The organism is Bacillus sp. EA-CB0995, assembly GCF_055814245.1.
The window spans coordinates 1,655,858-1,681,634 of record NZ_CP169269.1 but is presented as its reverse complement, the minus strand read 5'-3'; the positions used below and the strand labels follow the sequence as shown (position 1 = coordinate 1,681,634).

Below are 25,777 nucleotides of genomic sequence, written 5' to 3'. Positions count from 1 at the left end.
CTCCACCATGAAATTTGTAGAACAAGGGTTTCATCCATATTATGGACAAACCATTGTTATAATTATATGTACGGTATAAACGAGATAGAATAGAAATCACTTGAAATATAAAGTGAAACTTCCATAAGTTGATTTTTTTCATCCTCCACTTATAGTTAATTGAACAAATCGGATGTATGCCAGCAGTTATCTCACCTACCTTCTTGGTTTTCTCAGAATCTTAAAGCAAATAACGGGATACAGAAAAAGGATGAACAACTTTCTTTGCTGCTCATCCTTTTTTCACACATCCTTCATCGCCGATAAAACTTGGTTATCTAACTTTGCCGCAGCACGAAGATCGTATGTTTTTTCATATTTTGGTTCAATAGCAAGCTTAGCACCGTAAAACATTACGTCACGCACCTCTTGCACAGAAACTTCAATTAAAGTTAATTTAAGCGGAACACCTTCCATCCGCTCTGATTTTATAATCGCTTCACCACTAATAGAATATACAGATTCATTCGCCATAACAGTAAGAACAAGTCCTGCACGATGGCGTAAATTCTCTACAATACGCGAGCGTTGATCCACTGCAAAACGGATAGATTTTTCATCCATTGCATATACCCATGAAATTGCATTTACATTTGGAACATCTTTTTCAAAATCAGTCGTTGCAATTGTGACAATACGTTCTTCACGCAACGCTTGCACTAAGATAGCTGTTAATGTTGGTTCTACTATGTTTGCCATGTTTCCACCTCCATAATCATCCATACTGATTCTGCTCTAACAGGCAATAGGACTCTCATTATAAGAATGTAAGAAACCAAGAAGGTAAGACTCTGCCCGTAGGGTTTAGCCATCAGCAAAAATTCAAGCTCCTCGCTGATAGTTGTTTCACTTTATATAATAACTTATTTTTCGAATTGCGAAAATATTTATTTTTTCTTCTATAGTTCAAAAATATCTAGCACCCATGATATACTAAAGTACGATAGAACTTGTGCTGAGGTGAAGAAATGAGAGTTAAATGTATTCTTTGCGATAAAAAAGAAGATTTAAATGACGAAAATCCAGTGGCGAAACGGCTTCGTAACCGTCCTATTCATACATATATGTGCAAACAATGTACAGATCGAATTACAGAACGTACTTTAGAACGAAAAGCAACAGGGCATTTTAGATTGTATCGTGATAAAACAGTAGAAGATGAATGGTAATCTATTACAAGAAGTATATGCTGAATTTACAAGTGGAATAACCATGGAAATTTTGTTAAAAACAATTGTGCACATAATGTAATACTGGTATTTATTATAGACTTTATTCCTATCGTTAGGGCCATTCGTTTTCCAAAATAGATTTTCCCCTTACCATCTTTCTCTGTTCCTCTTGAACAATGGTAGCAATAAAGTGAAACTTCCATCACCAACCGGGCCCTTGCTATCCTGAAATAGCGAGATAAAACAAACATCACTCTATAGTAGACCGACGTCCATCTCCTATATGATGCAATACTATGTGCAGCATACAAATAAGCCCTTATCAAATACGATAAGAGCTTATTTATATTTTTCTGGCTCACGGTTCATCTGATCTAGAAAACAATCGATTAGTTCAAGCGGAAACCTAGTTGATTTCTTTTCCCCTTCTTTTTCATATGTAACAAAATACATATCTTCTTTTTTTCTACCATAATATGTTTCAACTGATGATCTTCATGTAACATATTATGAAAGAACATATATGTTTCTTGCGCAGCCTCATCATACGGACGAGCTTCTGCAACAATTTTAATCGTTAACCAATTATATAATGCATCTTGCACAGAACGCATCTTCATTACCCCTTTAGCTTGCTTTTTGATGTTTCGCTTGACGCAAACGCAATTTATATATACCAAGTATAATAATCGCTACAACAAGTCCCTCTCCTATTGGTAGAAAGATAGCAAAAAACGTTAAAATAGTACAACCAAGTATTAATACAGTATAAATTACTACATTCTTTAATAAAGGTAATTTTCTAGCAAACCCTAAATTATAAACAATAATGCTGAATATAATAATGGTACCGTAAAGCAACCACATCCCCACTTCTGGATTGACATCTACATTGTACAACTTCGCAAAAAATGACATTTTTTCAAGCACTACATTTCTCCCCCTTACTCACGCAGATGAATAACAACTCCTTCTATTTCGTTTCCAATTTACTTACTATAAGAGTACCCTGCAAAAAAAGTACTGTCCACAAAAAAGAACAAATTTTCAAAAAATAATTACGATAAAAAAGCTGCCTTTTATCAAAAGGCAGCCCTATATTACTTAAGCTTCTACAGATTTCTTTTTCTTAGCAGCTCTTTCGCGCTCACTCTTATCAAGAATCTTTTTACGAAGACGAATTGATTCTGGAGTTACTTCACAGAACTCATCATCGTTTAAGTACTCTAATGACTCTTCTAAAGTCATTAAGCGTGGTTTTTTCATTGTTGAAGTTTGATCTTTCGTCGCAGAACGAATGTTAGTTTGTTGTTTCATTTTTACAACGTTAACTGTTAAATCATTCTCACGTGTATGTTCTCCAACAATCATACCAGCATATACTTCTGTACCTGGTTCAACAAAGATTACACCGCGATCTTCAACTTGCATAATACCGTATTGTGATGCTTTTCCTGTTTCAAGTGAAACAAGAACACCTTGGCGACGTCCACCAACTTGTCCAGCATGTACTGGTTGGTAGCAATCGAATGTATGGTTTAAAATACCATAACCACGAGTTAATGTTAGGAATTCTGTCGTGTAACCAATTAAACCACGTGCTGGAACCATGAAAGTAAGGCGAACTTGACCGTTTCCGTTATTCACCATGTCTAACATTTCACCTTTACGTGCGCCCATTGATTCCATAATAGAACCAGTGTATTCTTCAGGTACATCGATTTGTACGCGCTCTACAGGCTCACATCTTACGCCATCAACCTCTTTAATAATTACTTCAGGTTTAGATACTTGAAGTTCATAACCTTCACGACGCATGTTTTCAATTAAGATAGATAAGTGTAACTCTCCACGTCCAGATACAATCCATGCATCAGGAGATTCTGTATTATCTACACGTAAGCTCACATCTGTTTCTAATTGTGAACGAAGACGCTCTTCAATTTTACGAGATGTAATATATTTACCTTCACGACCTGCAAATGGGCTGTTATTTACAAGGAATGTCATTTGTAGTGTCGGCTCATCAATACGTAATAACGGCAATGCCTCTTGATGTTCAACTGGACATACCGTTTCACCAACGTTAATGTCTTCCATACCAGAAACAGCTACTAGGTCTCCAGCTTTTGCTTCTTCAATTTCTTGACGTTTTAATCCCATGTAACCAAATAATTTTGTTACACGGAATTGTTTTACACTTCCATCAACCTTCATTAATGCAACTTGTTGTCCTACTTTCATTGTACCGCGGAATACACGACCAACTCCGATACGACCTACATAATCATTATAATCAAGAAGTGCTATTTGGAATTGAAGTGGCTCTTCACTGTTATCGATTGGTGCTGGAATATGATCAATAATTGTATCAAATAATGATTTCATATTCTCTTCTTGGTTTGCTGGATTTGAATCTAAGCTCGCTGTTCCGTTCATTGCTGAAGCAAATACAACAGGGAACTCTAATTGATCTTCACTTGCACCAAGTTCAATGAATAAATCGATTACTTCATCAACTACTTCATCAGGACGAGCAAAGTCACGGTCAATTTTGTTTACTACAACGATTGGAGTTAAATTTTGCTCAAGAGCTTTCTTTAAAACAAATCGTGTTTGTGGCATACAACCTTCATATGCATCAACAACAAGTAAAACACCATCTACCATTTTCATGATACGTTCTACTTCACCACCGAAGTCAGCGTGTCCAGGTGTATCTAAAATGTTAATTTTTTTATCTTCATAATGAATCGCTGTATTTTTCGCTAAAATAGTAATACCGCGTTCTCTTTCTAAATCATTTGAATCCATTGCACGTTCTTCAACGTGCTCATTTACACGGAACGTCCCCGCTTGACGTAATAATTGGTCAACAAGTGTTGTTTTACCATGGTCAACGTGGGCGATAATTGCTATATTTCGTAAATCTTCTCGTTTTTTCAACATGTCCAACTCCTAGTGTCTTTTTAATCCTTCTCTATTATAAGAGCGAAGGGATACAATGGCAAACAAAATAAAATCAAGGATGAAAATATAGTTGTATTCTCACTTTTGTGAAAGTACAATGAAATTGGAGGGTGAAATATATGGAACAGATTCAATATCGCTTTTTATTCACAGCTATCATTGGCGTTATTTTTATGATTGGTATCGGAATTATGATTGCTGAGAACAGCCCAATCGGTGTTATTATTTGCATTATCGGTACGATTTTTACAATCGGATACGGATTTATAACAAAACGAAAAATGCGTAAACTACGATAACAACAAAAAGTAAGAAGCAATTTTCTATGCCTCTTACTTTTTTGTTTTTTCTATGGATTTTATACTCTTATTGTACATATTGCAATACCTCTTCATACACACCCGGCCTTGCAACCAAAACGCTACTCTTCTCAATAATTCGAAGCGCCTCTCCAGTAAAGGTTGTTACTTTGCCTCCAACTTCTTCTACAATAATCATTCCTCCGCCAAAATCCCACGGAGACAAACGAGGCGTCACATATGCATCCAATCGTCCTGTCGCTACATATACCATTTCAAGTGCTGCACAACCATACGAACGTGTTCCTCTTGCCTCTTTTACAAGCTGTGCCATCTTTCTCATATCAAGACGAGGATTATCAGTAAGCCACGTTGCATTTACAGCAATAACTCCTAAGGACACTTGACTCGGCTGTAACAACGGAATTTCTATATCATTACAAAATGCTCCTGCACCCTTTTGCGCATGATATAACTCATCATGAACTGGATCATATACGAGACCAATTTTTCCGATACCGTTCTCATAGATGCCGATTGAAATTGCAAAATTTCGCTTTTGATGAACAAAATTCATCGTACCATCAATCGGATCAATTAACCACACAATCCCATCTGATGAAGCTAACTCATCTCCATATCCTTCTTCTCCAAGAATATAATGTTCCGGAAAGGTATCTTTAATTTTCCCAATAAAAAACTGTTCAATTTCCCGATCCATATTCGTTACTAAATCCGAGGCATTTGACTTCGTTTCGATAATAAGAGATTGCTTCAATGATGAAACCAGGTGCTGTCCAGCTTCTTTTATCCATTGTTTTGCGTACGCATCAATTTCTTTCCACACCTCTTGCATATTTAAACACTCCGATCTGTACAGTTCACAGAAAAAACGAACCCTTTATAAGGTTCGCACCAACTAAATTTTTATACATACACTATTATTACGCTTCTAACCGAATCATTTCAAGTCTTAACACTTCTAATTTTTTCATACATTCTTCTTTTTTCATATCATCATTTTCCATCATCGCATCATATAAAGTTGCTAATTCATAATCTAACTCTAAACGTAACACCGGAATTCTCTTCTCCGCATCTGTTCTTTTTAACGCATTAATTACCTGTCTCATATTCGTTTGCCTCCTCCCAATATTCGTTTGCCCTCAATCGGAAAATTTACTTAATTTTCTGATTTTTTGTTTTATACTATATTATGTGGGATAAATCATCTATGCAACTAATTTGTATTTTTATCTGAAATTTTTTTATAAGCATCTTTTTTATGAATTGTACAAGCTATGCTAGAATAGAAACAAACTAGGAGTTGGGGGAACAACCATGACATCAAAAACTTTCAAAGAAAAAGATTTTACAGTATTCTCTGTGGATGGTCTGGAAGAAAGAATGACTGCAATTAAAATGAATATTCACCCGAAGTTAGAGGCTCTCGGCGAACAATTTGCTCATTTCTTAACGAAAGAAACTGGTGAATCCTTTTTCTATCATGTAGCAAAACACGCACGTCGTAAAGTCAATCCACCAAACGATACTTGGGTTGCATTTTCAACAAATAAACGCGGATATAAAATGTTGCCACATTTTCAAATTGGATTATGGGGTACACATGCTTTTATATACTTTGGTTTAATTTATGAGTGCCCACAAAAAATGGAAACGGCTCATGCCTTTTTAAAACATTTAAATGATTTAAAAGCAAATATACCAAATGATTTCGTTTGGTCCATTGACCATACTAAGCCTGAGGTAAAATCACATGATACCCTTCAATTAGAAGAGTTACAGAAAATGATCGAGCGGCTATCTACCGTAAAAAAAGCAGAGTTATTAGTAGGAGTTCATATGTCTCCAGAAGAGTTTACAAATCTTACTGATGAACAATTTATCAAAAAAATCGAAGCGACGTTACACTCACTCCTTCCTTTATATAAAATTTGTAATCGATAAAGCAAAACGGACAATACATGTATTGTCCGTTTTTTGTTGTTATCCCATTATAACACTTCACGTTCTAATTTTCAAAATTTTTTTACATTTTCACGGTATCTTCTTCTTCTAAATTTTTCGCCTTTTGAATTGTTCGATAAATGGAATAACCACTCACTTCTTGAAATTCTTTGTCGATTTTCTTTTCTTCTGCTTTCCCTGGTACAATCTCTTTAAAATGGCGATACAAACTCATAAGATTTTCTCTCTTCAACCCTTTCTCATAAGCTTGCTCAATTGCTTCATAAAATTTAATTACTGCAACCATTTCTTCCGTTGACCAATCATAATCAATTGGATATTGATATTCCATGATAACACCTCATTTATTCCATTTCGATCTTACTTGTCCCACTCTTTGCATTATACACTATTTCTTATTTTTTACGCATTGACCTTCCTGCGTAAAAAAAATGATAATTACCATTATTATTTTTCTATACATCTTCCAATATAGGTGATATAATGCTTTTGGTTTGTAGAACATAAAGTGATCATTCAATTAGTAGCGTAGACCTTCTCTCTACTATTGTTTAGTGAAACAGGATAAACATAAAACAAAACTAATAAATATTAATAATAATGAAGAAGGGGTGTATAAGTTGTCCCAATACGAAACACCATTGTTTACTGCTTTAATAGAGCACAGCAAGCGCAATCCAATCCAATTCCATATCCCAGGCCATAAAAAAGGTCAAGGAATGGATCCTGAATTCCGCGAATTTATTGGGCATAATGCATTATCAATTGATTTAATTAATATTGCACCGCTCGATGATTTACATCACCCAAAAGGTATGATTAAACAAGCGCAAGATTTAGCAGCAAAAGCATTCGGCGCTGATCATACATTTTTTCTGTACAAGGAACAAGTGGAGCAATTATGACAATGGTGATGAGTGTTTGTGGTCCTGGGGATAAAATTCTTGTACCACGTAACGTTCATAAATCTGTTATGTCAGCGATTATTTTTTCAGGTGCAAAGCCGATTTTTATTCATCCAGAAATTGATCCAACATTAGGAATTTCACATGGAATTACTATTCCTTCTGTAAAAAAAGCACTTGAAGAACATCCTGATGCAAAAGGATTACTTGTCATTAATCCAACATATTTTGGTTTTGCAGCAGACCTGCAACAAATTGTCGACTTAGTTCATTCCTATAATATACCTGTTTTAGTGGACGAAGCTCATGGTGTTCATATTCATTTTCATGATGAACTACCGATGTCAGCAATGCAAGCTGGTGCCGATATGGCCGCAACAAGTGTTCATAAATTAGGCGGCTCATTAACACAAAGCTCCATTTTGAATGTAAAAGAGGGGCTTGTAAATGTGAAGCATGTTCAATCTATTATTAGTATGCTTACAACAACTTCAACGTCTTACATTTTACTAGCTTCACTGGATGTCGCAAGAAAGCGTCTTGCAACAGAAGGACGAGAGATTATTACGAAAACAATTCAACTAGCAGAAACAGTTCGAAAACAAGTAAATGATATTGAACATCTATATTGCCCTGGTAAAGAATTACTAGGAACAGATGCAACTTTTAATTATGATCCAACAAAACTCATCATTTCTGTAAAAGAATTAGGAATTACAGGACACGATGCCGAGCTATGGTTAAGAGAGCAGTATAATATAGAGGTAGAGCTTTCTGATTTATATAATATCTTGTGCCTTGTTACACTTGGAGATACAGAAGAAGAAACAAATCTATTGGCACACGCTCTACACGATTTGTCAACTACATTTAAACATATGGCAGAGAAAGGCGTACAAGTACAAGTCGAAATTCCAGCAATTCCTGTACTGGCGCTATCTCCGCGCGATGCCTTTTATTCTGAAACAGAAGTTGTTCCTTTTGCAGAAGCGGCCGGCCGCATTATAGCAGATTTCGTTATGGTCTATCCACCAGGCATTCCAATTTTTACACCTGGTGAAATTATTACACAAGAAAACTTAGACTATATTCAAAAAAATTTAGCAGCAGGATTACCAGTGCAAGGACCTGAAGATATGACATTACAAACATTGCGTGTCATTAAAGAATATAAGCCAATTAGCGAATAACACCCTTCCCACTTCCTATCTTTGAAGTGGGATTTTTTCTTTACAATTATATACCTCTTTGTTTTCACAGTATTTTTCTTATGCACCCTTTACTCGCCTATTCATACGATATAAGGTGAAACTTCCATTAGTTTGTTTTTTACTGATGATTAGTTGAACCAATCGGGATCTTAGGTTTTCCTCTTGAATTTCTCAAAACTTTCATCAATGGTAGTTTGAGGAATTAGACACGTCTCAGTAGCACTCTTCTTTATTTCTTCTTAATTTTGGGGCTAAAATCTCACTATCCGTTAATTCCAAATAAAAAGAATGTAAATATATAGGTGGGATCTTATGATTGTAATTGGCCGTTCCATTGTACATCCATATATAAAGAATGAAAACGACCCCTTCTTTTCGGAAAAACAACAAATTTTAGAAATCATGACAGGAAATCAAGAAGTATATAATTTTCAATCATTACAAGAGTTAAATTTTGATATAAATATACGTGTTCATATTATTACTTCCGCTTTAGAGTTGTTTCAGAGCGGATTACAATTCCGTACATTTGGGCAATCTTACTGTAATCCTGAATTTTGGGAACGCACTCATTTAGGAGGCTTTCAACTTCGCCCTAATATGTTACCCTCTTTCGCAATTCGTGATATTTTTGTAAATGGTAAAAAATACGGAACAGAATGTGCAACTGCGATGATTATTATCTTCTATAAGTCACTATTAGCTTTATACGATGAAGAAACGTTTAATCGCTTATTTGCAAACTTGCTTTTATATACATGGGACTATGATAAGGATTTGAAACTAATTACAAAAACCGGAGGAGAAATCGTTCCTGGTGACCTTGTTTATTTTAAAAACCCACAAGTAAACCCGGCAACAATTGAATGGCAAGGAGAGAATGCAATTTACTTAGGAAATTTCTTTTTTTATGGGCATGGAGTCGGTGTAAAAACAGAAAATCAAATTATAGATTTGCTCAATCAACGACGTATTCCTTTCGCTTTTTTATCAGCATACTTAACAGACTCTCTAACACGTATAGATAGCCGGATGATGAGTCGATTTGCTTCTGAGAAGAAAATACAAACACAACTTGAACTCATTCCAATTCGAGATGATGCCATTATTGCAACAGTTGGTCATACAACTTCAATTCACTAAAAAACGCCTGCATATGCAGGCGCTTCCTTATTTATTGGGCTTTAGTATGCTCTTTATGCTCACAATCGCATTTAGAGCTACATTTTCCGTATAATACCGTTACTTTTTCATCCTCAAAATGTGCAATTGTGCTCTCACAAACTTGACATACGATAGTTCCCATTTTAAATTTCCCCCTATTATTGTAATCCCCAAGACCTTTTTGTAACCGCTTAACTTTCTGTCTTTATTTTAATATGTTATACTTTTTTCGTCAATAGTTTTTAAGTATGACACATTAATTATTTTTTAATTTTATTAGTATGAAACATTTACAATTAAAAAGCAGCCGTATATTTTATAATTACGACTGCTTTTTAACAATTATTCCTCATATTCAGCATGCACGGATGTAGGTGGTAGCAGAAACTTAAAAAACTCTGCAAGATCTTTTGCTTCTTCACTCGTTTTTAATTTAAAGACAGCTTGTAAATGTTGCACATCCTCAATATCATCCTGTCCAAGGAGAGTTGCTCGACCAGTTTGCATACAAACGACAAGCGGTTTACCAAAAAACATAGTCGTATACACTACACCAAAATCATACCGAGTCTCATTTGTCATGAAACCAAGAAAACGGACTTTTGCTTTTTCATGTTCATCATATAATTTTTCAAACATCGTCTCTCGCTCTCCTTTCTTCTTGGTTTTTCCATATTGTATATATTAAACAAAAAAGGAGATATCCCTTTTTAATTGTCAAAAAATTTACAACAATGTTAAAATAGTGATATATTATGTCATTAGGAGGCTTATTATGCAGGATGCATTCATTAAACTTGTCCCAAAGTCAAAACAGCAATCTATCTCATTAGACGATGTAAAACAACTCTTTCATTATTATAAAACGATTACAGCCCAAACAGGCCAACAAATCGGCTTTACATACTCAAGTACTGCTTTTCCATACGAAATGGTTGATACATCTGACACAACTCTCTATCTAAAGTCTAATCATGAACGCTACCATTCCATTTATGTAGGAATAGGTATAGAAAACGAACAATCTTTTGTGCAAATTACATTACCGCCTTCTGCAACATTTGGGGATAAAGGAAAAGCTAATGAATTTTGTAGATTTTTAGCAAAAAAATTAGAAGGGGAATTACAGCTTTTTAATGGAAGAACAATGTACTTTTATAAACGTTAACCAGTAAAAAATAATAGCTTACTCATAAAAAAAGCACGCTATTTATAACAGTGAAAAAAAACGCCTCTTTTCTGGAGTGCAACATAATATTGGCAATAATATAAGCTAAATAAAAAAATACAAAAAAGAGCAACACTTTGTAATGCAGCTTATCACGGTCTGATAATAATAATACAATTGAAAATCCGCTCCATATGATGAAATGGAGGAATGAAACCAATGTTATTCTCATGGCATTGCCTCCTTTCGCACGTCCTATTTTATTACAATATATGGGCGCCATAAGAAATCATTACATAATATAAAGAAACACACTTTAACTATCCTAAAAACGAGGATAAGTAAGGTGTGTTTACTTTTTTAAACTAACTATCATATGTAACTAACAGTATATGCAGAACTGAAATAAAACAAAACTTCCATCAGTACGCTTTCTGCTCATTGTTAGTTGAACCAATCAGGCATTAACGGGCAGTAAGACCCACCTATCTTCCTCGCTTCTCTCTGAATCTTTAGGTGGGTCTTACTGCCCGTTAATGCGGATAAAACACATAAGAAATAAGAGGGACTTTAAGTCACCTCTTATTTTTATAATGAAATTTCTTTAATTCTACATTATTATCCAATTTATTGAGTAAAAAAGAGGCATGATACAATTACAAAGTACTTATTAAAGCCATTTTGAAAAACTAAAGGGGAAATTAAAAAGAGTGTTAGTGCCTAAATCTGAAATTAGATTTTGGTTCATTTTTTCTAAATAAAACAACCGCCTCCTAGATACTAGGAGGCGGTTGTTTTATTTATTTTACATTATTTCACAATGTGAATTGGCATTCCAAGAGCAACTTCAGCTGCTTCCATTGTAATTTCACCTAATGTTGGGTGAGCGTGGATTGTTTGAGCGATATCTTCAGCTGTCATTCCAGCTTCGATAGCTAAACCAATCTCAGAGATAATATCAGAAGCGCCTGCACCTGCAACTTGTGCACCTACAAGAAGACCATCTTCTTTACGAGTTACAAGCTGTACGAAACCGTCTGTGCTGTTTAATGATAATGCACGTCCGTTTGCAGCAAATGGGAATTTAGACACTACTACTGTCATTCCAGCTTCTTCAGCTTGTTTCTTAGTGTAACCAACAGATGCTAATTCTGGATCAGTGAAGCATACTGCTGGAATTCCGATGTAATCGATTGCCGCTGCGTGACCGCTAATTGCTTCTACAGCTACTTTACCTTCGTAAGAAGCTTTGTGAGCTAATGGTGGTCCAGGAACGATATCACCGATTGCATAGATGTTTGGTACGTTTGTACGGCATTGCTCATCGATTTCAATTAGACCGCGGTCAGTCATTTTAATTCCAACTTGCTCAAGACCGATTTCTTGAGTGTTTGGACGACGACCTACAGTTACTAATACGTAATCTGCTTCTACAGTTTGTACTTCGCCTTTAACTTCGAAGCTAACTTTTACGCCGTTTTCAGTTTCTTCAACGCCTTTAGCCATAGCTTTTGTATGGATTGTTACGTTACCTTTTTTCTGAAGGGCACGTTTAACAACTGTGCTCATTGCTTTTTCGAAACCAGCTAAGATTTCATCGCCAGCTTCTACTACAGTAACTTCTGTACCGAAGTTAGCATATGCAGTTCCTAATTCCATACCGATGTAACCGCCGCCGATTACAACAAGTTTCTTAGGAATTTCAGGTAAGCTTAATGCACCTGTAGAGTTGATAACACGTTTAGAATATTTGAATCCAGGAATTTCGATTGGTGTAGAACCAGTTGCAAGAACAGCATTTTTAAACGTATACGTTTGAGCTGCATCTTCAGTCATTACGCGTAATGTGTTTGCATCTACGAAGTAAGCTTCACCGCGAATGATTTCAACTTTGTTACCTTTTAGAAGGCCTTCTACACCGCCAGTTAATTTCTTAACTACGCCGTTTTTCCATTCTTGAACTTTTGTGAAGTCAACTGTTACGTTTTCTGCAGTAATACCCATATCATCAGAATGTTTTGCATTCTCATAACGATGACCTGCATTGATTAATGCTTTAGAAGGAATACATCCAACGTTTAAGCATACACCACCAAGGTTAGCTTTTTCAATAATAGCTACTTTTTGTCCTAATTGTGCTGCACGAATTGCTGCAACATATCCACCAGGACCTGCACCAACAACGACTGTATCTAATTCAATTGGGAAATCTCCTACTACCATTGTTTATTACGCCTCCATTACTAATAATTGTGGGTCGTTTAATAGACGTTTAATTTGGTTTAGTGCTTTCTGAGCAGTTGCACCGTCGATTAAGCGATGGTCAAAGCTTAAAGATAATGCTAATACTGGAGCTGCAACGATTTCACCGTTTTTCACAACTGGTTTCTCAGCGATACGGCCGATACCAAGGATTGCTACTTCTGGGTGATTGATAACTGGAGTGAACCATTGTCCACCTGCAGAACCAATGTTTGTAATTGTGCAAGAAGCACCTTTCATTTCAGCTGGAGCTAAGCGACCATCACGGGCTTTACCAGCAAGTTCATTGATCTCGTTAGAGATTGTGAAGATAGATTTGCGATCTGTATCTTTAACAACTGGTACTAATAGACCTTTGTCTGTATCAGCTGCGATACCGATGTTGAAGTAATGTTTATGAACGATTTCTGAAGATGCATCATCTAAAGAAGTGTTCATCATTGGGTATTCACGTAATGCAGATGTTAATGCTTTTACAACGTATGGAAGGTAAGTTAATTTAATACCTTTTTCAGCTGCAACAGCTTTGAATTTCTTGCGATGAGCAACAAGTTCAGTTACATCTACTTCGTCCATTAATGTTACGTGAGGAGCTGTATGTTTAGAGTTTACCATTGCTTTTGCAATTGCTTTACGGATACCGCTCATTTTCTCACGAGTTTCTGGGTATTCACCAGCTGGAATTGGTTGTGCTTTTGGAGCTTCTTCTTTCGCTGCTGGAGCTTCTGCCGCTACTGGAGCTTCAGTTGCTGCTACTACTTGTCCACCGTTTGCAAATGCATCGATGTCAGCTGTTACAACACGACCGTTTTTACCAGTACCAGCTACTAGACGAATATCTACACCTTTTTCGCGTGCATATTTACGAACAGATGGCATAGCAATTACGCGATCGTTCACTACTTCTGCAGTTGCTGGAGTAGCTGCCGCTGCTGGAGCTTCTTCTTTTACTTCTTCAGCTTTTGGAGCTTCGTCATGATCGTCACCTTTAAATTTAAGGTTTTCATAACCAGGAGCGTCAAATTTAACAAGAACATCTCCTACTACTGCTACTGTACCTTCTTCTACAAGAATGTCAAGTACTTTACCTTTAACTGGAGAAGGGATTTCTACAACAGCTTTATCATTTTGTACTTCAAGAAGTACATCGTCTTCGTTTACTTCATCGCCTGGTTTAATAAACCATTTTACAATTTCACCTTCGTGGATACCTTCACCGATATCTGGTAGTTTAAATTCAAATGCCACGGAATTCAGCCCCCTGATTCATATCATTATTATGGAATAAGTGCAACAGAAATCAGCATGTGCTGATTTCTGTTGCACATGAAAAGCTAAAATTAGAAGTTCATTACTTTGTTAACAGCTTCAACAATATCTTTATGGTTTGGTAACCATACGCTCTCAGCTTGAGAGAATGGGAATACTGTATCAGCAGCTGCAACACGTACAACTGGAGCTTCTAAGTTTAAGATTGCACGGTCGTTAATTTCCGCTACAACGTTTGCTGCAATACCAGCTTGTTTTTGAGCTTCTTGAACAACAACTACGCGACCTGTTTTTTCAACAGAAGCAATGATTGTTTCGATATCTAATGGTTGAACTGTACGTAAATCAACAACCTCTAAAGAGATACCTTCTTTTTCAAGTTCTTCAGCAGCTTTTAATGCAGCGTGTACCATCGCACCATATGCGATAACAGATACATCTGTACCTTCGCGTTTTACATCAGCTTTACCAAGGTCAATTGTGTATTCACCTTCTGGTACTTCTTGACGGAAAGAACGATATAATTTCATGTGCTCTAAGTAAATAACTGGATCGTTATCACGAATTGCAGAGATTAGAAGACCTTTCGCATCGTATGGAGTAGATGGAATTACAACTTTTAAACCTGGTTGTTGTGCCACTAATCCCTCTAAGCTATCAGCGTGTAATTCTGGCGTATGAACACCGCCACCGAATGGAGAACGAACTGTAATTGGAGCAGTCCAACGTCCACCAGAACGGTAACGCATACGAGCCATTTGACCAGAAATAGAATCCATTACTTCGAAAACGAAACCGAAGAATTGAATTTCAGGAACTGGACGGAAGCCTTCAAGTGCTAAACCAACTGCAAGTCCGCCGATACCAGACTCTGCAAGTGGAGTATCCATTACACGGTCTTCACCGAATTCAGCTTGCAAGCCTTCAGTAGCACGGAATACACCGCCGTTTACACCAACGTCTTCACCAAACACAAGTACGTTAGGGTCATTTTTCATTTCAACGCGTAAAGCATCAGTGATTGCTTGAATCATTGTCATTTGAGCCATGGCTTACTTCGACTCCTTTTCTTTGTAAATTTCATACTGTTCAGCTAAGTTGTAAGGCATTGTTTCGTACATGATTTCCATTAAATCAGTTACTTTTTGTTTTGGAGCTTGGTCAGCCTTAGCAATCGCTTCTTTAATATCTTCTTTAGCTTCTTCGATTACTTTTTCTTCTACTTCTTGAGACCATAGGCCTTTGTTTTCTAAGAATGCACGGAAGCGTACGATTGGATCTTTTTGTTCCCATTCGTTTTCGATATCTTTTGTACGGTAACGAGTTGGGTCATCGCCAGCCATTGTATGTGGACCGTAACGGAATGTTAAAGTCTCGATTAAAGTAGGGCCTTCACCATTTACTGCGCGCTCACGAGCAAAAGCAGTTGCTGCGTATACAGCTAATGGGTCCATACCGTCTACTTGAATTCCGTAAATACCTGCTGCAACTGCTTTTTGTGCTACAGTTTTTGCTGCAGATTGTTTTTCTACTGGAGTAGAGATTGCATAACGGTTGTTTTGAACAACGAAGATTGCTGGAGCTTTAAATGCACCCGCAAAGTTCATACCTTCGTAGAAGTCACCTTGAGACGCTCCGCCGTCACCAGTGTAAGTAATTGCAACAGATTTTTTACCACGTAATTTCATACCTAACGCAACACCAGCAGTTTGGATGATTTGCGCACCGATAATAATTTGTGGAGCAAGTGCATTTACATCTGCAGGCATTTGGTTACCCATGAAATGTCCGCGAGAGAATAAGAATGCTTGATATAATGGTAAACCGTGCCATACTAATTGTGGAACATCACGATACCCTGGTAAGATGAAATCTTCTTTTTCAAGAGCAAAATGACTTGCTAATTGAGAAGCTTCTTGTCCAGCTGTTGGCGCATAGAAACCTAAGCGACCTTGACGGTTTAAAGAAATAGAACGTTGATCTAATACGCGAGTATACACCATACGACGCATTAATTCTTTTAATTGATCATCAGTTAATTCTGGCATAGCTGCTTCATTCACAACTTCGCCTTTTTCATTTAAAATTTGTAATGTTTCAAATTGAGCTGCGATAGCTTTCATTTGCTCATCAACATTAAATAGGGCCTTTTTTGTTTTAGTACCCATTCCGTTCACCTCTTCCTCTCTTGAACCATATTCTTAAACGCTTTCACTAGCACTTCGCTAAAATGAAAGCATAAGCGCGAAAACTGACGCACCATTCATCAGTTATTGAATAATTTGTGCACCTAACAATCTGTACTAATGTTTTCATTTAAACAAATTAATACAATCTTGATCACGTTTTTTAGTTTACAACTATTCTAATCACCATGTCAATCACTTTGATTTCGAAATTTTTTTCGAAAATTAACGAGATTTTCTTAACAAATACAAGTTTCCAAAATACTATCTGTATTAGTGAACAAAAACCTCCTGTTATATTATTCCCTTTTCACACATATTTTGATCATAGAATAATATGTAAACGATTTACTTCACTCTTATTTTTTGTCCTATGCTAGTAAAAATATGCAGCATCTACCTCCTTTTAGGCAAATGACTATAACATTTTTCTTCTTTCTTCCATACATTATACTAACCGCAGCATTCGCGGAAATGGTAAAGGAGGTCACACCATGTATAAAGGAGGTCACACCATGTACGGATACACTCAATGTTATTACCCAACAGCATGTCCTACGTATGGATATGGGGGATATGGTGGTTGCGGCGGATTTGGAAGCGGATTTGCTTTAATCGTTGTATTGTTTATTCTTTTAATTATCGTCGGTGCTGCTTGCATCCGTTAATGTAAAATGAAACAACCATAAAAGAACAAGGCGATTTGGCCTTGTTCTTTATCATGACTTTTTTCATAACCTTTGGTAGACTAAAGATGAAAGGAGAGATTGCATATGCTTACAATGAATGATGTGATTCGTGAAGGAGATCCTATTCTACGAACAGTTGCTGAAGAGATAGCTTTGCCAGCAAGCAAAGAAGATGCACATATATTACGAAAGATGATTGAATTTGTTATTAACAGTCAAAACCCCGAAATGGTTGAAAAATATAATTTACGTCCTGGAATTGGTTTAGCAGCGCCTCAAATCGGTGTTTCTAAAAGAATGATTGCTGTTCATGTAACAGATAGAGATGGGACATTATATAGCTACGCTTTGTTTAACCCGAAAATTATCAGTCATTCTGTAGAACGTACATACTTACCAGGTGGTGAAGGTTGTCTGTCAGTGGATCGCGAAATTCCTGGTTATGTGCCTCGTTATACTCGCATTACTGTAAAAGGAACAACAATAGACGGTGAAGACGTGAAACTACGTTTAAAAGGTTTACCAGCAATTGTTTTTCAGCATGAAATTGATCACTTAAACGGCGTTATGTTTTATGACCATATTAATAAAGACAATCCATTTATCATTCCAGAAAATGCAACACCTTTAGAAAGATAAAATGAAACTTCTATCAGTGAGGACCTTTACTGCCCGCTAATAGCGGGATAAAAAATTAGTCTGTTTTCACTGAAGTTAATGAAAACAGACTAATTTTTAAATGGAATAGTTTTCATACCAGTCCTTTATAATAATCCTGCCCACTGCAATCCATGCAGAATACCATCTTCTGCAACATCTTTCGTTACATAATTCGCAAGTTTCTTCAAATCTTCATGTCCATTTCCCATAGCAATTCCTGTTCCTACGGTTTCAATCATTTCTAAATCATTTAACCCGTCCCCAAATGCATAAACTTGTTCTCGAGTGAATCCAAGCTTTTCAATAAATTTTTCAATTCCCTTCGCTTTCGATCCTCCCATTGGAATAATATCCATGGAATACGCATGCCAGCGAATAAAATGAAATTGCGGATAGTCGCTGATAAACTTTTCTTCTTCTCCTGTCCTGCAAAATAAAAGCGTTTGATAAATGTCACGCTTTTCATAAAAACTAGGTTCAAATACAGGATGGCTCATACGAAGACTAGCAAAGCTTTCTGTTACATAATGATGTGATGCCACCGTTGCTTTCATATCTTTATGATCCAAATAAACAAGAGGATAGCCTGCCTCTTCTGAAAACTTTGTGAAGGCATGTAATGCATCTGGATGTAAAGGATTTTTATATATAACTTCATCTTCAAATACAACATACTGCCCATTGAAACTTACGTAATTATGAATATTTAGCTCTTGACGAATATCTTCAAACATAAATGGTGCACGTCCTGTTGCAATTGCTACATGTACCCCATTTTCTTGAAGGCGACGTACAGCTTCTTTTGTAGATTGTGGTATTTCCTTGTTATGATCTAACAATGTTCCGTCAATATCAAAAAAGACAATTTTATCGTTCATTTCCATAACCCTTTCTACTTCATCGATTCAAACGTATCGCTTTATGATCTGAATATCTGTTTAAATACTAAAAAAGTATAACATATTGATGAATAAAGCGCTTCTCATCTAACCTTCCTACCTAACCAGGCATATACAGAAATAAAAACAGTACTACGGTTCAACACATGAATTTTCTTTTCTATTCTATCTCATACTATAAGTTGAACGAAATATTTTCTTATAAGTAGTTCATTTTTTGAAACTTAATTCTTATTGCACATCCCAATAAGATTATTTGCATGTTTTGAGCTAGGAAAGGAAGGGACAATCGTGCTAAAGAAATTGAAGAAAAAGTTAAAAGTATATTGGAACGATTTGCTTCGTAAAAAAACAATTGCTTAAATCGTGCCCCTTTCGGGTTTTTTTCTTCATTCTTATTCGAAAAAACATGAAAATCATAACCGTTTGCTTTATAATAGGTAAAAGATAGCCTAAAACATAGACAAGGAGAGATTGTTTTAATGATTTTTAAAGTGTTTTATCAAGAAAAAATGCTAGAAGTACCTGTACGTGAAAATACTAAGGTGCTATATCTAGAAGCTGAGTCTGAAAGAGAAGTTCGCACAAAATTACACAAGTTCGCGTATAATATTGAGTTTATCCAGTCTGTTACTGGTGCTCATCTTGAATATGAAAAGCAATATGCAAATTTCAAATTAGCGGAGAACGTTTAATTTATGAAATTCTTAAAAAATGATCAAACTGCTGTTTTCGCGCTTGGCGGACTCGGTGAAATCGGCAAAAATACATATGCTGTTCAATTTCAAGATGAAATTATTATTATTGACGCTGGGATTAAATTCCCAGAAGACGAACTTCTTGGGATTGATTATGTCATCCCTGACTACACGTATCTCGTACGTAACGAAGAAAAAATTAAAGGACTCTTTATTACGCATGGTCACGAAGATCATATCGGTGGAATCCCTTATTTATTGCGCCAAGTAAATATTCCAATTTACGGTGGGAAACTAGCGCTCGGACTAATTAAAAACAAATTAGAAGAGCACGGATTACTGCGAAAAGCACAATTGTATGAAATTAAAGAAGACGATGTGATTAAATTCAAAAAAACATCCGTTTCCTTCTTCCGCACAACGCACAGTATTCCTGATTCATACGGTATTGTTGTAAAAACACCACAAGGACAGGTTGTTCATACAGGAGATTTCAAATTTGATTTCACACCGGTTGGTGAGCCGGCAGATTTAACAAAGATGGCTGAAATCGGAAAAGAAGGTGTCCTTTGCTTACTATCTGATAGCACGAATAGCGAAGTCCCTCACTTTACGATGTCTGAACGACGCGTAGGTGACAGCATCCAGGATATTTTCCGTAAAGTAGAAGGACGCATTATATTCGCAACATTTGCTTCTAATATTCATCGACTGCAACAAGTTGTAGAAGCTGCAGTAGCAAACAATCGAAAGATTGCTGTTTTTGGTCGAAGCATGGAAGCAGCAATGGAAATCGGACAAAATCTTGGCTATATTCGCTGTCCAAAAGATACAATTATTGAACCATCACAACTAAATCGCATACCAGCAAATCGAGTTGTGATTTTATGTACTGGAAGTCAAGGTGAACCAATGGCTGCATTATCTCGCATCGCTAACGGTACACACCGTCAAATTCAAATTATTCCTGGTGATACTGTTGTATTCTCGTCTTCTCCAATACCTGGGAACACAGTAAGTGTAAGCCGTACAATTAACATGTTATATCGAGCAGGTGCTGATGTAATTCACGGACCATTAACTGACATTCATACAAGCGGACACGGTGGACAAGAAGAACAGAAGCTAATGCTGCGTCTCATTAAACCAAAATATTTCATGCCAATTCACGGTGAATACCGTATGCAACGTATGCATGCAAAATTAGCAAATGATTGTGGCATTCCAGAAGAAAATTGCTTCATAATTGATAACGGCGATATACTTGCGCTTCGTGAAGATGAGGCAACAATCGCAGGAAAGATTCCTTCTGGTTCTGTTTATATTGATGGAAACGGCATTGGTGATATCGGTAATATTGTACTTCGCGACCGCCGTATTCTTTCGGAAGAAGGACTTGTTATCGTTGTTGTTAGCATCGATATGAAGGAATTCAAAGTGGCAGCCGGGCCAGATATCATTTCTCGTGGGTTCGTTTATATGCGCGAAAGCAGCGATTTAATCAACGATGCACAGACATTAATTACAAATCATTTAGAAAAAGTAATGGAACGCAAAACGACACAATGGTCTGAGATTAAGAATGAAATTACAGATACATTGGCTCCATTCTTATACGAAAAAACGAAACGCCGTCCAATGATTTTACCAATCATTATGGAAATTTAAATAAAAAGGACAATGCAGCTATATTGGCATTGTCCTTTTTATTATTTCGCTAAAAATATTTCGAATCGATCCACATCATTATCATGACCAATGACTATCAAAATATCTCCAATTTGAATATTTTCTGTCGCACGTGGTGAAACGAGAACTTCCTTTCCACGTTTAATTGCCACAATGTTTAATCCAAACTTCGCACGAATATCTAATTCAATTAACGAATGGCCGTCAATCTTTTCATTCGCAATAATCTCAACGATGCTATGTTCATCTGAGAGTTCTAAATAGTCTAAGACACTACTTGAAGCAATATTATTCGCAATTCGTTTCCCCATATCACGCTCAGGATGAACAATATGGTCAGCGCCGATTTTAGTTAAAACTTTTTCATGGTAATCGTTTTGCGCTTTCACAGTAATATTTTTCACGCCTAATTCTTTTAAAATAAGAGTCGTTAAAATACTTGCATTAAGATTATCCCCAATCGCTACCACAACATGATCAAAATTACGGATTCCTAGACTTTTTAATACCATTTCATCTGTAGAATCGGCAATTACAGCATGGGATGCAATATTTGCAAATTCATTTACACGATCTTCATCCATATCAATTGCCATAACTTCCATTCCTAGCTGCGCTAATTCCCGGCAAATGCTGCCGCCAAATCGGCCGAGACCAATAACAGCAAACTCTTTTTCCTTCGTACTCACACAAATTCCTCCAATAATATTGAATCTTATAAAGTGAAACTTCCATCAGTGGTTTTTTCATCCCTCCAGTGATGGTTAGTTGAACGAATCAAGCTCTTATGAGCAGTTATTCTCTTATCAATTCTTTGCCTCTTCAAAAACTGGATGTAAAGGCTTTACTGCCTTTTGATTAGGATCAACTATCATTGTAGCATATTTTGTAAATTGAAACTTCCATCAGTCAGTTTTTTTCACTCCTCACTGATGATTAGTTGAACCAATCGGGCACATGCCAGCAGTTATCCTCACCTATCTTTCTCGCCTCTCTCTGAATCTTGAGGTGGAGGGCCTACTGCACGTTAATGCGGGATAAATATTACAATAAATTCCTCCCCACTCTTATTTCTGTTTTTGAATATAGAAAAATTGTTGTAAATAGAACGCAAGCATACATATTAACATACCGAAGATAAATATATTTCCAAATGAACTGAACGTCTGAAATACAAACACTAAAGTTTCTTGTCCAAAAAAAGCAAATAGTAACTGTATAAAAGCAAATAACAATGCAAATTGATAGTGCTGCTGATGAAATAAATAATGAGTAGCTCCTAAAAAACCAACAAAAGAAACAATAAATACCCACCATATTTCAATCATCTTTTGCCATCCTACTAGTTCATATCCGTTCACAATAATAGCAATTGCCCCTATGACACACATCGTCGGAACACTCCAAAATAAAGCCCACTTTCGAAAAAGTAATACCGCTTGCCTGTCTTCTCGTTTATATGCGCAATACGTTAAAAAAGTCGCACTTATATATAAAAGCGATACAATTGTTAGAACAATAATTAACCAAAAATGAAGCTGATTATACTCATTTTCTATATTTGTAACAATTGCAGCTATCAAACCCGGAATGCCGATGCTAGTATATCCCTCAACTAGACCGTTATTCCAAAATACCATATTACAAATTCGAATTCCTAATAACATAAAAATAATGGCACCAAGGATAAATAAAGTCGTTTTATTTCCAACTAAGCTCGTAGAAAAAGCAATTAACCCAACAAACAAGAATAGTACAAACGCATTCATAATTTCTGCAACAGGTGATACATACACTCTCACCCACTCATATGTGTTCGCATAGCTTTCTTTTTTGCTAAACAATATGTATAGAAACTAACACCAAAATATATTGCAGCTACGATTACATATGTATATAAAAAGAAACATAGTATAGTACTTCCGATTTGCACGCTATCCCCTACCTTTTTTCTCTAAGTAACACATTGATTTTACACATTTCTTATGTGAAATGTAAACTAAAAACCTCCCTATCACGAGGGAGGTTTTCCATTATTCAGCTGCTTTTTCAGCTTCATCAAGAACACGATTTACTCGTTTTGTTAGCATTTGCATTCCACTACCACCAGCTTGGAAATGACGCAGCACACCATTTTTATCAAACACATAATATGCTGGCACATATTGATTTTCAAAGGAATCTGTAATCGTATGCTTATTGTCTACTAAAATCGGCTGTACAATACCGTGCTCCTCTGCCACTTCTTTCACTTTTTCAAGATCTAAATCTTCTTCTGAACGCGGCATATGCACAGCAATTACATTTAATTTATTTTTATAGTCATCGCGGAATTCGTTAATGCTCGGCATCGCTTCTTTGCATAAATGACAACTAACAGACCAGAAATGAATCAATGTTGGTTTATCGCCAATTAGCGCTTCCCTTACTACTTCTCCATTTAGTACAGCTGTTGCTCCTTCTAAGGAAGGCATTGGTTCACGTAACTTCATAACATTTCCTCCTTATATATGTAGAGAAAGGCCTAACAACGATTTGTTAGACCTTTTTTCACTCAGTCAAAAAATTAAACGTTTAAAGTTGCTTGACCTGGTTTCCAGTTTGCTGGGCAAAGTCCACCAGTTTGAAGAGCTTGAAGAACGCGGATTACTTCGTCAACTTCACGTCCAATGTTATTATGATGTACAACTTGATACATTAATTCGCCTTCTGGGCTAATGATGAATAGACCGCGAAGTGCGATACCTTCTTCTTCAAGTAATACACCATAGTCACGAGATACTACATGATTTGTATCAGCAGCTAATGGGTATTTCAATTCACCTAAACCGTTTTTCGTACGATCAGTGTTAATCCATGCTAAATGAGTATGAATTGTGTCAGTTGATACACCAATTACTTCTGCATCTAAGTCTTCAAACTCATCATAGCGCTCAGAAAGTGCGATGATTTCTGTTGGACATACGAAAGTGAAGTCCATTGGATAGAAGAAAAGCACTGTCCATTTATCTTGTTTCATAACCTCTTCAAGACTTACTTTACCAAATTCTTTGTTTGGCATAACAGCGTCCATCTCAAAGCGTGGAGCCTGTTTTGCTACCATACGTTCTGCCATATGTATCAACCTCCGTTAAATTTTTAATTATATGTTATCTACTCTTGTATTATATAAGAAGAAATAGTTTTTAGTCAATATTATTTAATAATTATTACAAAATAACTAACTAATAACTTTTTCCCCTACCTACCATTATAAAGTATTGTGCTAGAATTACAAAAAAAATGCACGATAGACCATAAAATTTTTCTTATGTAAAAAGGGAACAAGCCTCAAGCTCTGTTCCCTTTCCATTTTACGTATGTTGTTAAAAAAGTAATCGCTTTTTCAATTGCCGATTCATTCGGCTGTAATTTTGCATGATGTAGACCATATTCAGATTCTACACCGAGCCAAAACATAAAACCTGGAATATCGCGAAGCATGTACCCAAAATCTTCTCCTGTCATTGCTTCTGTGCAGGTGATAACATTCATATCTGTATGTTCGGCCGTAAATTTCATAAATTCCTGTGTTAACGTTTCATGATTATATACTTGGTGATACATCGCTCCATAATCAATATGAGCTGTACATTGAAAAGACGCTTCAATCCCTGCAACAATCGCTTCAATGCGTCCCTTTACTCGTTTCATAGATTCAACAGATAATGTACGAATCGTCCCTTCTAAACGAGCTTTTTCTGCAATAATATTTTGTACTGTTCCACCAGTAATTTTTCCAATTGTAATAACTGCGCTATCTAACGGATTCACATTTCGACTAATAACAGATTGCAGCTGTGTGACAAGGTGGCTTGCTGCAACAATCATATCGTTAGCTGTATGTGGATATGCTGCATGCCCACCTTTCCCTTTCAAATCAATGTATAACTCCGATGTATTTGCAAAAAGCAATCCCTCTTTTGTTGCAATTGACCCGACTGGATATTCAGGTGCAATATGAAGCCCAAGAATCATATCCGGTTTCCATGCTTGAAATTCTTCACTTTGTAATAACGGAAGGGCACCTCCCGGTCCTTCCTCAGCTGGTTGGAAAATAAAAACAAGATGATCGTCAATTCGCTCTGTTACAAAAGCTGTTAATAATCCAAGACCGATTGTTGTATGAATATCGTGGCCGCATGCGTGCATCATACCTTCATGTAATGAAGCAAATTCATATCCTGTCTCTTCCATAATTGGAAGCCCGTCAATATCAGCGCGGTAACCAATTGTTTTCTTTGGATTACGGCCATTCACTTTTACAATGACACCTGTTTTCCACGTTTTTACTTCTATATATTCACTCGGAAGAGTGCTTATATAATTTAAAATATATTGCTGTGTTTTCCATTCTTGAAAACCAAGCTCTGGAATTTGATGCAAATCTCTGCGCATCTGTATAAATTTATTTATCATCATTTTTTCACCACCATTGATAAAAAGCGTAAGAGCTTGCAAGCCCTTAC

Annotated in this window: 27 protein-coding genes and 3 pseudogenes; 10 read left to right on the top strand and 20 right to left on the bottom strand. The window is 36.4% G+C overall.

Features of this window, described 5'->3' with window-relative positions; all coding sequences use genetic code 11:
- Positions 1–282: 282 nt before the first annotated feature.
- Entirely contained in the window at positions 283–738 is a 456-nt protein-coding gene (locus ACEWFJ_RS08915; RefSeq protein ID WP_098305645.1) for a pyridoxamine 5'-phosphate oxidase family protein, read from the bottom strand.
- 269 nt (positions 739–1,007) lie between these two features.
- Here ACEWFJ_RS08915 and ACEWFJ_RS08910 point away from each other — a divergent pair, with 269 nt between their 5' ends.
- Positions 1,008–1,208 carry a YlaI family protein gene (locus tag ACEWFJ_RS08910; RefSeq protein WP_141524951.1) on the top strand — a complete coding sequence of 67 codons (201 nt, stop codon included), beginning with the start codon at positions 1,008–1,010 and terminating at the stop codon, positions 1,206–1,208.
- Between the two features lie 342 nt (positions 1,209–1,550).
- Here ACEWFJ_RS08910 and ACEWFJ_RS08905 read toward each other — a convergent pair.
- From ACEWFJ_RS08905 to typA, 3 genes and pseudogenes are all read right to left on the bottom strand, one after another.
- A pseudogene (locus tag ACEWFJ_RS08905) lies at positions 1,551–1,825 on the bottom strand (hypothetical protein).
- A 13-nt stretch (positions 1,826–1,838) separates the two neighbouring features.
- Positions 1,839–2,141 (bottom strand): YlaH-like family protein, encoded by a 303-nt coding sequence (locus ACEWFJ_RS08900; RefSeq protein WP_098305649.1) that lies wholly within the window; start codon positions 2,139–2,141, stop codon positions 1,839–1,841.
- 174 nt (positions 2,142–2,315) lie between these two features.
- Positions 2,316–4,160 (bottom strand): translational GTPase TypA, encoded by a 1,845-nt coding sequence (gene typA, locus ACEWFJ_RS08895; protein ID WP_473691647.1) that lies wholly within the window; start codon positions 4,158–4,160, stop codon positions 2,316–2,318.
- Positions 4,161–4,300: 140 nt separating this feature from the next.
- On the opposite strand from typA, the gene ACEWFJ_RS08890 reads away from it, so the two are divergent.
- Positions 4,301–4,480, top strand: a complete 180-nt coding sequence (locus ACEWFJ_RS08890) for a DUF5325 family protein (RefSeq protein ID WP_098305653.1) — start codon at positions 4,301–4,303, stop codon at positions 4,478–4,480.
- A 67-nt stretch (positions 4,481–4,547) separates the two neighbouring features.
- On the opposite strand, the gene ACEWFJ_RS08885 is transcribed toward ACEWFJ_RS08890, so the two are convergent.
- On the bottom strand, positions 4,548–5,336 hold the full coding sequence (locus tag ACEWFJ_RS08885; RefSeq protein WP_473691645.1) for an inositol monophosphatase family protein: 789 nt from the start codon (positions 5,334–5,336) through the stop codon (positions 4,548–4,550).
- 88 nt (positions 5,337–5,424) lie between these two features.
- Entirely contained in the window at positions 5,425–5,613 is a 189-nt protein-coding gene (locus tag ACEWFJ_RS08880; protein ID WP_035429204.1) for a hypothetical protein, read from the bottom strand.
- 208 nt (positions 5,614–5,821) lie between these two features.
- Between ACEWFJ_RS08880 and ACEWFJ_RS08875 the strand changes: the two genes are divergently transcribed.
- The gene (locus ACEWFJ_RS08875) at positions 5,822–6,448 is read left to right on the top strand and encodes a YktB family protein (protein WP_473691643.1); all 627 of its coding nucleotides are present in this window, start codon (positions 5,822–5,824) and stop codon (positions 6,446–6,448) included.
- A gap of 82 nt (positions 6,449–6,530) precedes the next feature.
- On the opposite strand, the gene ACEWFJ_RS08870 is transcribed toward ACEWFJ_RS08875, so the two are convergent.
- Positions 6,531–6,800 (bottom strand): UPF0223 family protein, encoded by a 270-nt coding sequence (locus ACEWFJ_RS08870; protein WP_473691641.1) that lies wholly within the window; start codon positions 6,798–6,800, stop codon positions 6,531–6,533.
- Positions 6,801–7,089: 289 nt separating this feature from the next.
- On the opposite strand from ACEWFJ_RS08870, the pseudogene ACEWFJ_RS08865 reads away from it, so the two are divergent.
- Positions 7,090–8,564: pseudogene (locus tag ACEWFJ_RS08865) on the top strand (aminotransferase class I/II-fold pyridoxal phosphate-dependent enzyme).
- A 333-nt stretch (positions 8,565–8,897) separates the two neighbouring features.
- The gene (locus ACEWFJ_RS08860) at positions 8,898–9,728 is read left to right on the top strand and encodes a protein-glutamine gamma-glutamyltransferase (RefSeq protein ID WP_098305663.1); all 831 of its coding nucleotides are present in this window, start codon (positions 8,898–8,900) and stop codon (positions 9,726–9,728) included.
- A 31-nt stretch (positions 9,729–9,759) separates the two neighbouring features.
- On the opposite strand, the gene ACEWFJ_RS08855 is transcribed toward ACEWFJ_RS08860, so the two are convergent.
- Both ACEWFJ_RS08855 and ACEWFJ_RS08850 read right to left on the bottom strand, forming a co-directional pair.
- Entirely contained in the window at positions 9,760–9,891 is a 132-nt protein-coding gene (locus ACEWFJ_RS08855) for a GapA-binding peptide SR1P (RefSeq protein WP_098305665.1), read from the bottom strand.
- Positions 9,892–10,091: 200 nt separating this feature from the next.
- On the bottom strand, positions 10,092–10,388 hold the full coding sequence (locus tag ACEWFJ_RS08850) for a DUF3055 domain-containing protein (RefSeq protein WP_473691638.1): 297 nt from the start codon (positions 10,386–10,388) through the stop codon (positions 10,092–10,094).
- Between the two features lie 136 nt (positions 10,389–10,524).
- On the opposite strand from ACEWFJ_RS08850, the gene ACEWFJ_RS08845 reads away from it, so the two are divergent.
- A complete protein-coding gene (locus ACEWFJ_RS08845) occupies positions 10,525–10,917 on the top strand; it encodes a DUF1885 family protein (RefSeq protein WP_230573368.1) in 393 nt (130 codons plus the stop codon).
- A gap of 22 nt (positions 10,918–10,939) precedes the next feature.
- Here ACEWFJ_RS08845 and ACEWFJ_RS08840 read toward each other — a convergent pair whose 3' ends face one another.
- From ACEWFJ_RS08840 to pdhA, 5 genes are all read right to left on the bottom strand, one after another.
- Positions 10,940–11,149 (bottom strand): hypothetical protein, encoded by a 210-nt coding sequence (locus tag ACEWFJ_RS08840; RefSeq protein WP_473691635.1) that lies wholly within the window; start codon positions 11,147–11,149, stop codon positions 10,940–10,942.
- Between the two features lie 578 nt (positions 11,150–11,727).
- Entirely contained in the window at positions 11,728–13,140 is a 1,413-nt protein-coding gene (gene lpdA / locus ACEWFJ_RS08835; RefSeq protein WP_473691633.1) for a dihydrolipoyl dehydrogenase, read from the bottom strand.
- A 6-nt stretch (positions 13,141–13,146) separates the two neighbouring features.
- Complete coding sequence (locus tag ACEWFJ_RS08830; RefSeq protein ID WP_473691631.1) at positions 13,147–14,427, bottom strand: dihydrolipoamide acetyltransferase family protein; 1,281 nt, start codon at positions 14,425–14,427, stop codon at positions 13,147–13,149.
- A gap of 92 nt (positions 14,428–14,519) precedes the next feature.
- Positions 14,520–15,497, bottom strand: coding sequence for a pyruvate dehydrogenase complex E1 component subunit beta (gene pdhB / locus ACEWFJ_RS08825; protein ID WP_253630273.1), 978 nt, complete (start codon positions 15,495–15,497; stop codon positions 14,520–14,522).
- Positions 15,498–15,500: 3 nt separating this feature from the next.
- Complete coding sequence (pdhA, locus tag ACEWFJ_RS08820; RefSeq protein ID WP_473691629.1) at positions 15,501–16,616, bottom strand: pyruvate dehydrogenase E1 component subunit alpha; 1,116 nt, start codon at positions 16,614–16,616, stop codon at positions 15,501–15,503.
- Between the two features lie 533 nt (positions 16,617–17,149).
- Between pdhA and ACEWFJ_RS08815 the strand changes: the two genes are divergently transcribed.
- Both ACEWFJ_RS08815 and def read left to right on the top strand, forming a co-directional pair.
- Positions 17,150–17,302: a YjcZ family sporulation protein gene (locus ACEWFJ_RS08815; RefSeq protein ID WP_473691627.1), complete on the top strand. Its 153-nt coding sequence runs from the start codon at positions 17,150–17,152 to the stop codon at positions 17,300–17,302.
- A gap of 105 nt (positions 17,303–17,407) precedes the next feature.
- The gene (gene def / locus ACEWFJ_RS08810) at positions 17,408–17,962 is read left to right on the top strand and encodes a peptide deformylase (protein WP_098305681.1); all 555 of its coding nucleotides are present in this window, start codon (positions 17,408–17,410) and stop codon (positions 17,960–17,962) included.
- A gap of 125 nt (positions 17,963–18,087) precedes the next feature.
- On the opposite strand, the gene ACEWFJ_RS08805 is transcribed toward def, so the two are convergent.
- Positions 18,088–18,861 (bottom strand): Cof-type HAD-IIB family hydrolase, encoded by a 774-nt coding sequence (locus ACEWFJ_RS08805; RefSeq protein ID WP_429720031.1) that lies wholly within the window; start codon positions 18,859–18,861, stop codon positions 18,088–18,090.
- Between the two features lie 503 nt (positions 18,862–19,364).
- Here ACEWFJ_RS08805 and ACEWFJ_RS08800 point away from each other — a divergent pair.
- Together ACEWFJ_RS08800 and rnjA are read left to right on the top strand one after the other, a co-directional pair.
- Positions 19,365–19,577, top strand: a complete 213-nt coding sequence (locus tag ACEWFJ_RS08800; protein ID WP_098305685.1) for a DNA-dependent RNA polymerase subunit epsilon — start codon at positions 19,365–19,367, stop codon at positions 19,575–19,577.
- Positions 19,578–19,580: 3 nt separating this feature from the next.
- Positions 19,581–21,248 (top strand): ribonuclease J1, encoded by a 1,668-nt coding sequence (gene rnjA / locus ACEWFJ_RS08795; protein WP_473691624.1) that lies wholly within the window; start codon positions 19,581–19,583, stop codon positions 21,246–21,248.
- A gap of 41 nt (positions 21,249–21,289) precedes the next feature.
- On the opposite strand, the gene ACEWFJ_RS08790 is transcribed toward rnjA, so the two are convergent.
- From ACEWFJ_RS08790 to ACEWFJ_RS08770, 5 genes and pseudogenes are all read right to left on the bottom strand, one after another.
- Complete coding sequence (locus tag ACEWFJ_RS08790; protein WP_098305689.1) at positions 21,290–21,958, bottom strand: potassium channel family protein; 669 nt, start codon at positions 21,956–21,958, stop codon at positions 21,290–21,292.
- Between the two features lie 378 nt (positions 21,959–22,336).
- A pseudogene (locus ACEWFJ_RS08785) lies at positions 22,337–23,202 on the bottom strand (cytochrome C oxidase assembly protein).
- Between the two features lie 100 nt (positions 23,203–23,302).
- The gene (locus ACEWFJ_RS08780) at positions 23,303–23,761 is read right to left on the bottom strand and encodes a TlpA disulfide reductase family protein (RefSeq protein WP_098305693.1); all 459 of its coding nucleotides are present in this window, start codon (positions 23,759–23,761) and stop codon (positions 23,303–23,305) included.
- Positions 23,762–23,835: 74 nt separating this feature from the next.
- Positions 23,836–24,384, bottom strand: coding sequence for a peroxiredoxin (locus ACEWFJ_RS08775; RefSeq protein WP_098305695.1), 549 nt, complete (start codon positions 24,382–24,384; stop codon positions 23,836–23,838).
- Between the two features lie 215 nt (positions 24,385–24,599).
- A complete protein-coding gene (locus ACEWFJ_RS08770; protein ID WP_429708975.1) occupies positions 24,600–25,730 on the bottom strand; it encodes an N-acetyldiaminopimelate deacetylase in 1,131 nt (376 codons plus the stop codon).
- Positions 25,731–25,777: the final 47 nt, after the last annotated feature.

Bases quoted from the DNA above. Each gene is read 5' to 3' on its own strand.
- ACEWFJ_RS08915 (WP_098305645.1), bottom strand. From the start codon at position 738: ATGGCAAACATAGTAGAACCAACATTAACAGCTATCTTAGTGCAAGCG.
- ACEWFJ_RS08910 (WP_141524951.1), top strand. From the start codon at position 1,008: ATGAGAGTTAAATGTATTCTTTGCGATAAAAAAGAAGATTTAAATGAC.
- typA (WP_473691647.1), bottom strand. From the start codon at position 4,160: ATGTTGAAAAAACGAGAAGATTTACGAAATATAGCAATTATCGCCCAC.
- ACEWFJ_RS08890 (WP_098305653.1), top strand. From the start codon at position 4,301: ATGGAACAGATTCAATATCGCTTTTTATTCACAGCTATCATTGGCGTT.
- ACEWFJ_RS08885 (WP_473691645.1), bottom strand. From the start codon at position 5,336: ATGCAAGAGGTGTGGAAAGAAATTGATGCGTACGCAAAACAATGGATA.
- ACEWFJ_RS08880 (WP_035429204.1), bottom strand. From the start codon at position 5,613: ATGAGACAGGTAATTAATGCGTTAAAAAGAACAGATGCGGAGAAGAGA.
- ACEWFJ_RS08875 (WP_473691643.1), top strand. From the start codon at position 5,822: ATGACATCAAAAACTTTCAAAGAAAAAGATTTTACAGTATTCTCTGTG.
- ACEWFJ_RS08870 (WP_473691641.1), bottom strand. From the start codon at position 6,800: ATGGAATATCAATATCCAATTGATTATGATTGGTCAACGGAAGAAATG.
- ACEWFJ_RS08860 (WP_098305663.1), top strand. From the start codon at position 8,898: ATGATTGTAATTGGCCGTTCCATTGTACATCCATATATAAAGAATGAA.
- ACEWFJ_RS08855 (WP_098305665.1), bottom strand. From the start codon at position 9,891: ATGGGAACTATCGTATGTCAAGTTTGTGAGAGCACAATTGCACATTTT.
- ACEWFJ_RS08850 (WP_473691638.1), bottom strand. From the start codon at position 10,388: ATGTTTGAAAAATTATATGATGAACATGAAAAAGCAAAAGTCCGTTTT.
- ACEWFJ_RS08845 (WP_230573368.1), top strand. From the start codon at position 10,525: ATGCAGGATGCATTCATTAAACTTGTCCCAAAGTCAAAACAGCAATCT.
- ACEWFJ_RS08840 (WP_473691635.1), bottom strand. From the start codon at position 11,149: ATGAGAATAACATTGGTTTCATTCCTCCATTTCATCATATGGAGCGGA.
- lpdA (WP_473691633.1), bottom strand. From the start codon at position 13,140: ATGGTAGTAGGAGATTTCCCAATTGAATTAGATACAGTCGTTGTTGGT.
- pdhB (WP_253630273.1), bottom strand. From the start codon at position 15,497: ATGGCTCAAATGACAATGATTCAAGCAATCACTGATGCTTTACGCGTT.
- pdhA (WP_473691629.1), bottom strand. From the start codon at position 16,616: ATGGGTACTAAAACAAAAAAGGCCCTATTTAATGTTGATGAGCAAATG.
- ACEWFJ_RS08815 (WP_473691627.1), top strand. From the start codon at position 17,150: ATGTACGGATACACTCAATGTTATTACCCAACAGCATGTCCTACGTAT.
- def (WP_098305681.1), top strand. From the start codon at position 17,408: ATGCTTACAATGAATGATGTGATTCGTGAAGGAGATCCTATTCTACGA.
- ACEWFJ_RS08805 (WP_429720031.1), bottom strand. From the start codon at position 18,861: ATGAACGATAAAATTGTCTTTTTTGATATTGACGGAACATTGTTAGAT.
- ACEWFJ_RS08800 (WP_098305685.1), top strand. From the start codon at position 19,365: ATGATTTTTAAAGTGTTTTATCAAGAAAAAATGCTAGAAGTACCTGTA.
- rnjA (WP_473691624.1), top strand. From the start codon at position 19,581: ATGAAATTCTTAAAAAATGATCAAACTGCTGTTTTCGCGCTTGGCGGA.
- ACEWFJ_RS08780 (WP_098305693.1), bottom strand. From the start codon at position 23,761: ATGAAGTTACGTGAACCAATGCCTTCCTTAGAAGGAGCAACAGCTGTA.
- ACEWFJ_RS08775 (WP_098305695.1), bottom strand. From the start codon at position 24,384: ATGGCAGAACGTATGGTAGCAAAACAGGCTCCACGCTTTGAGATGGAC.
- ACEWFJ_RS08770 (WP_429708975.1), bottom strand. From the start codon at position 25,730: ATGATGATAAATAAATTTATACAGATGCGCAGAGATTTGCATCAAATT.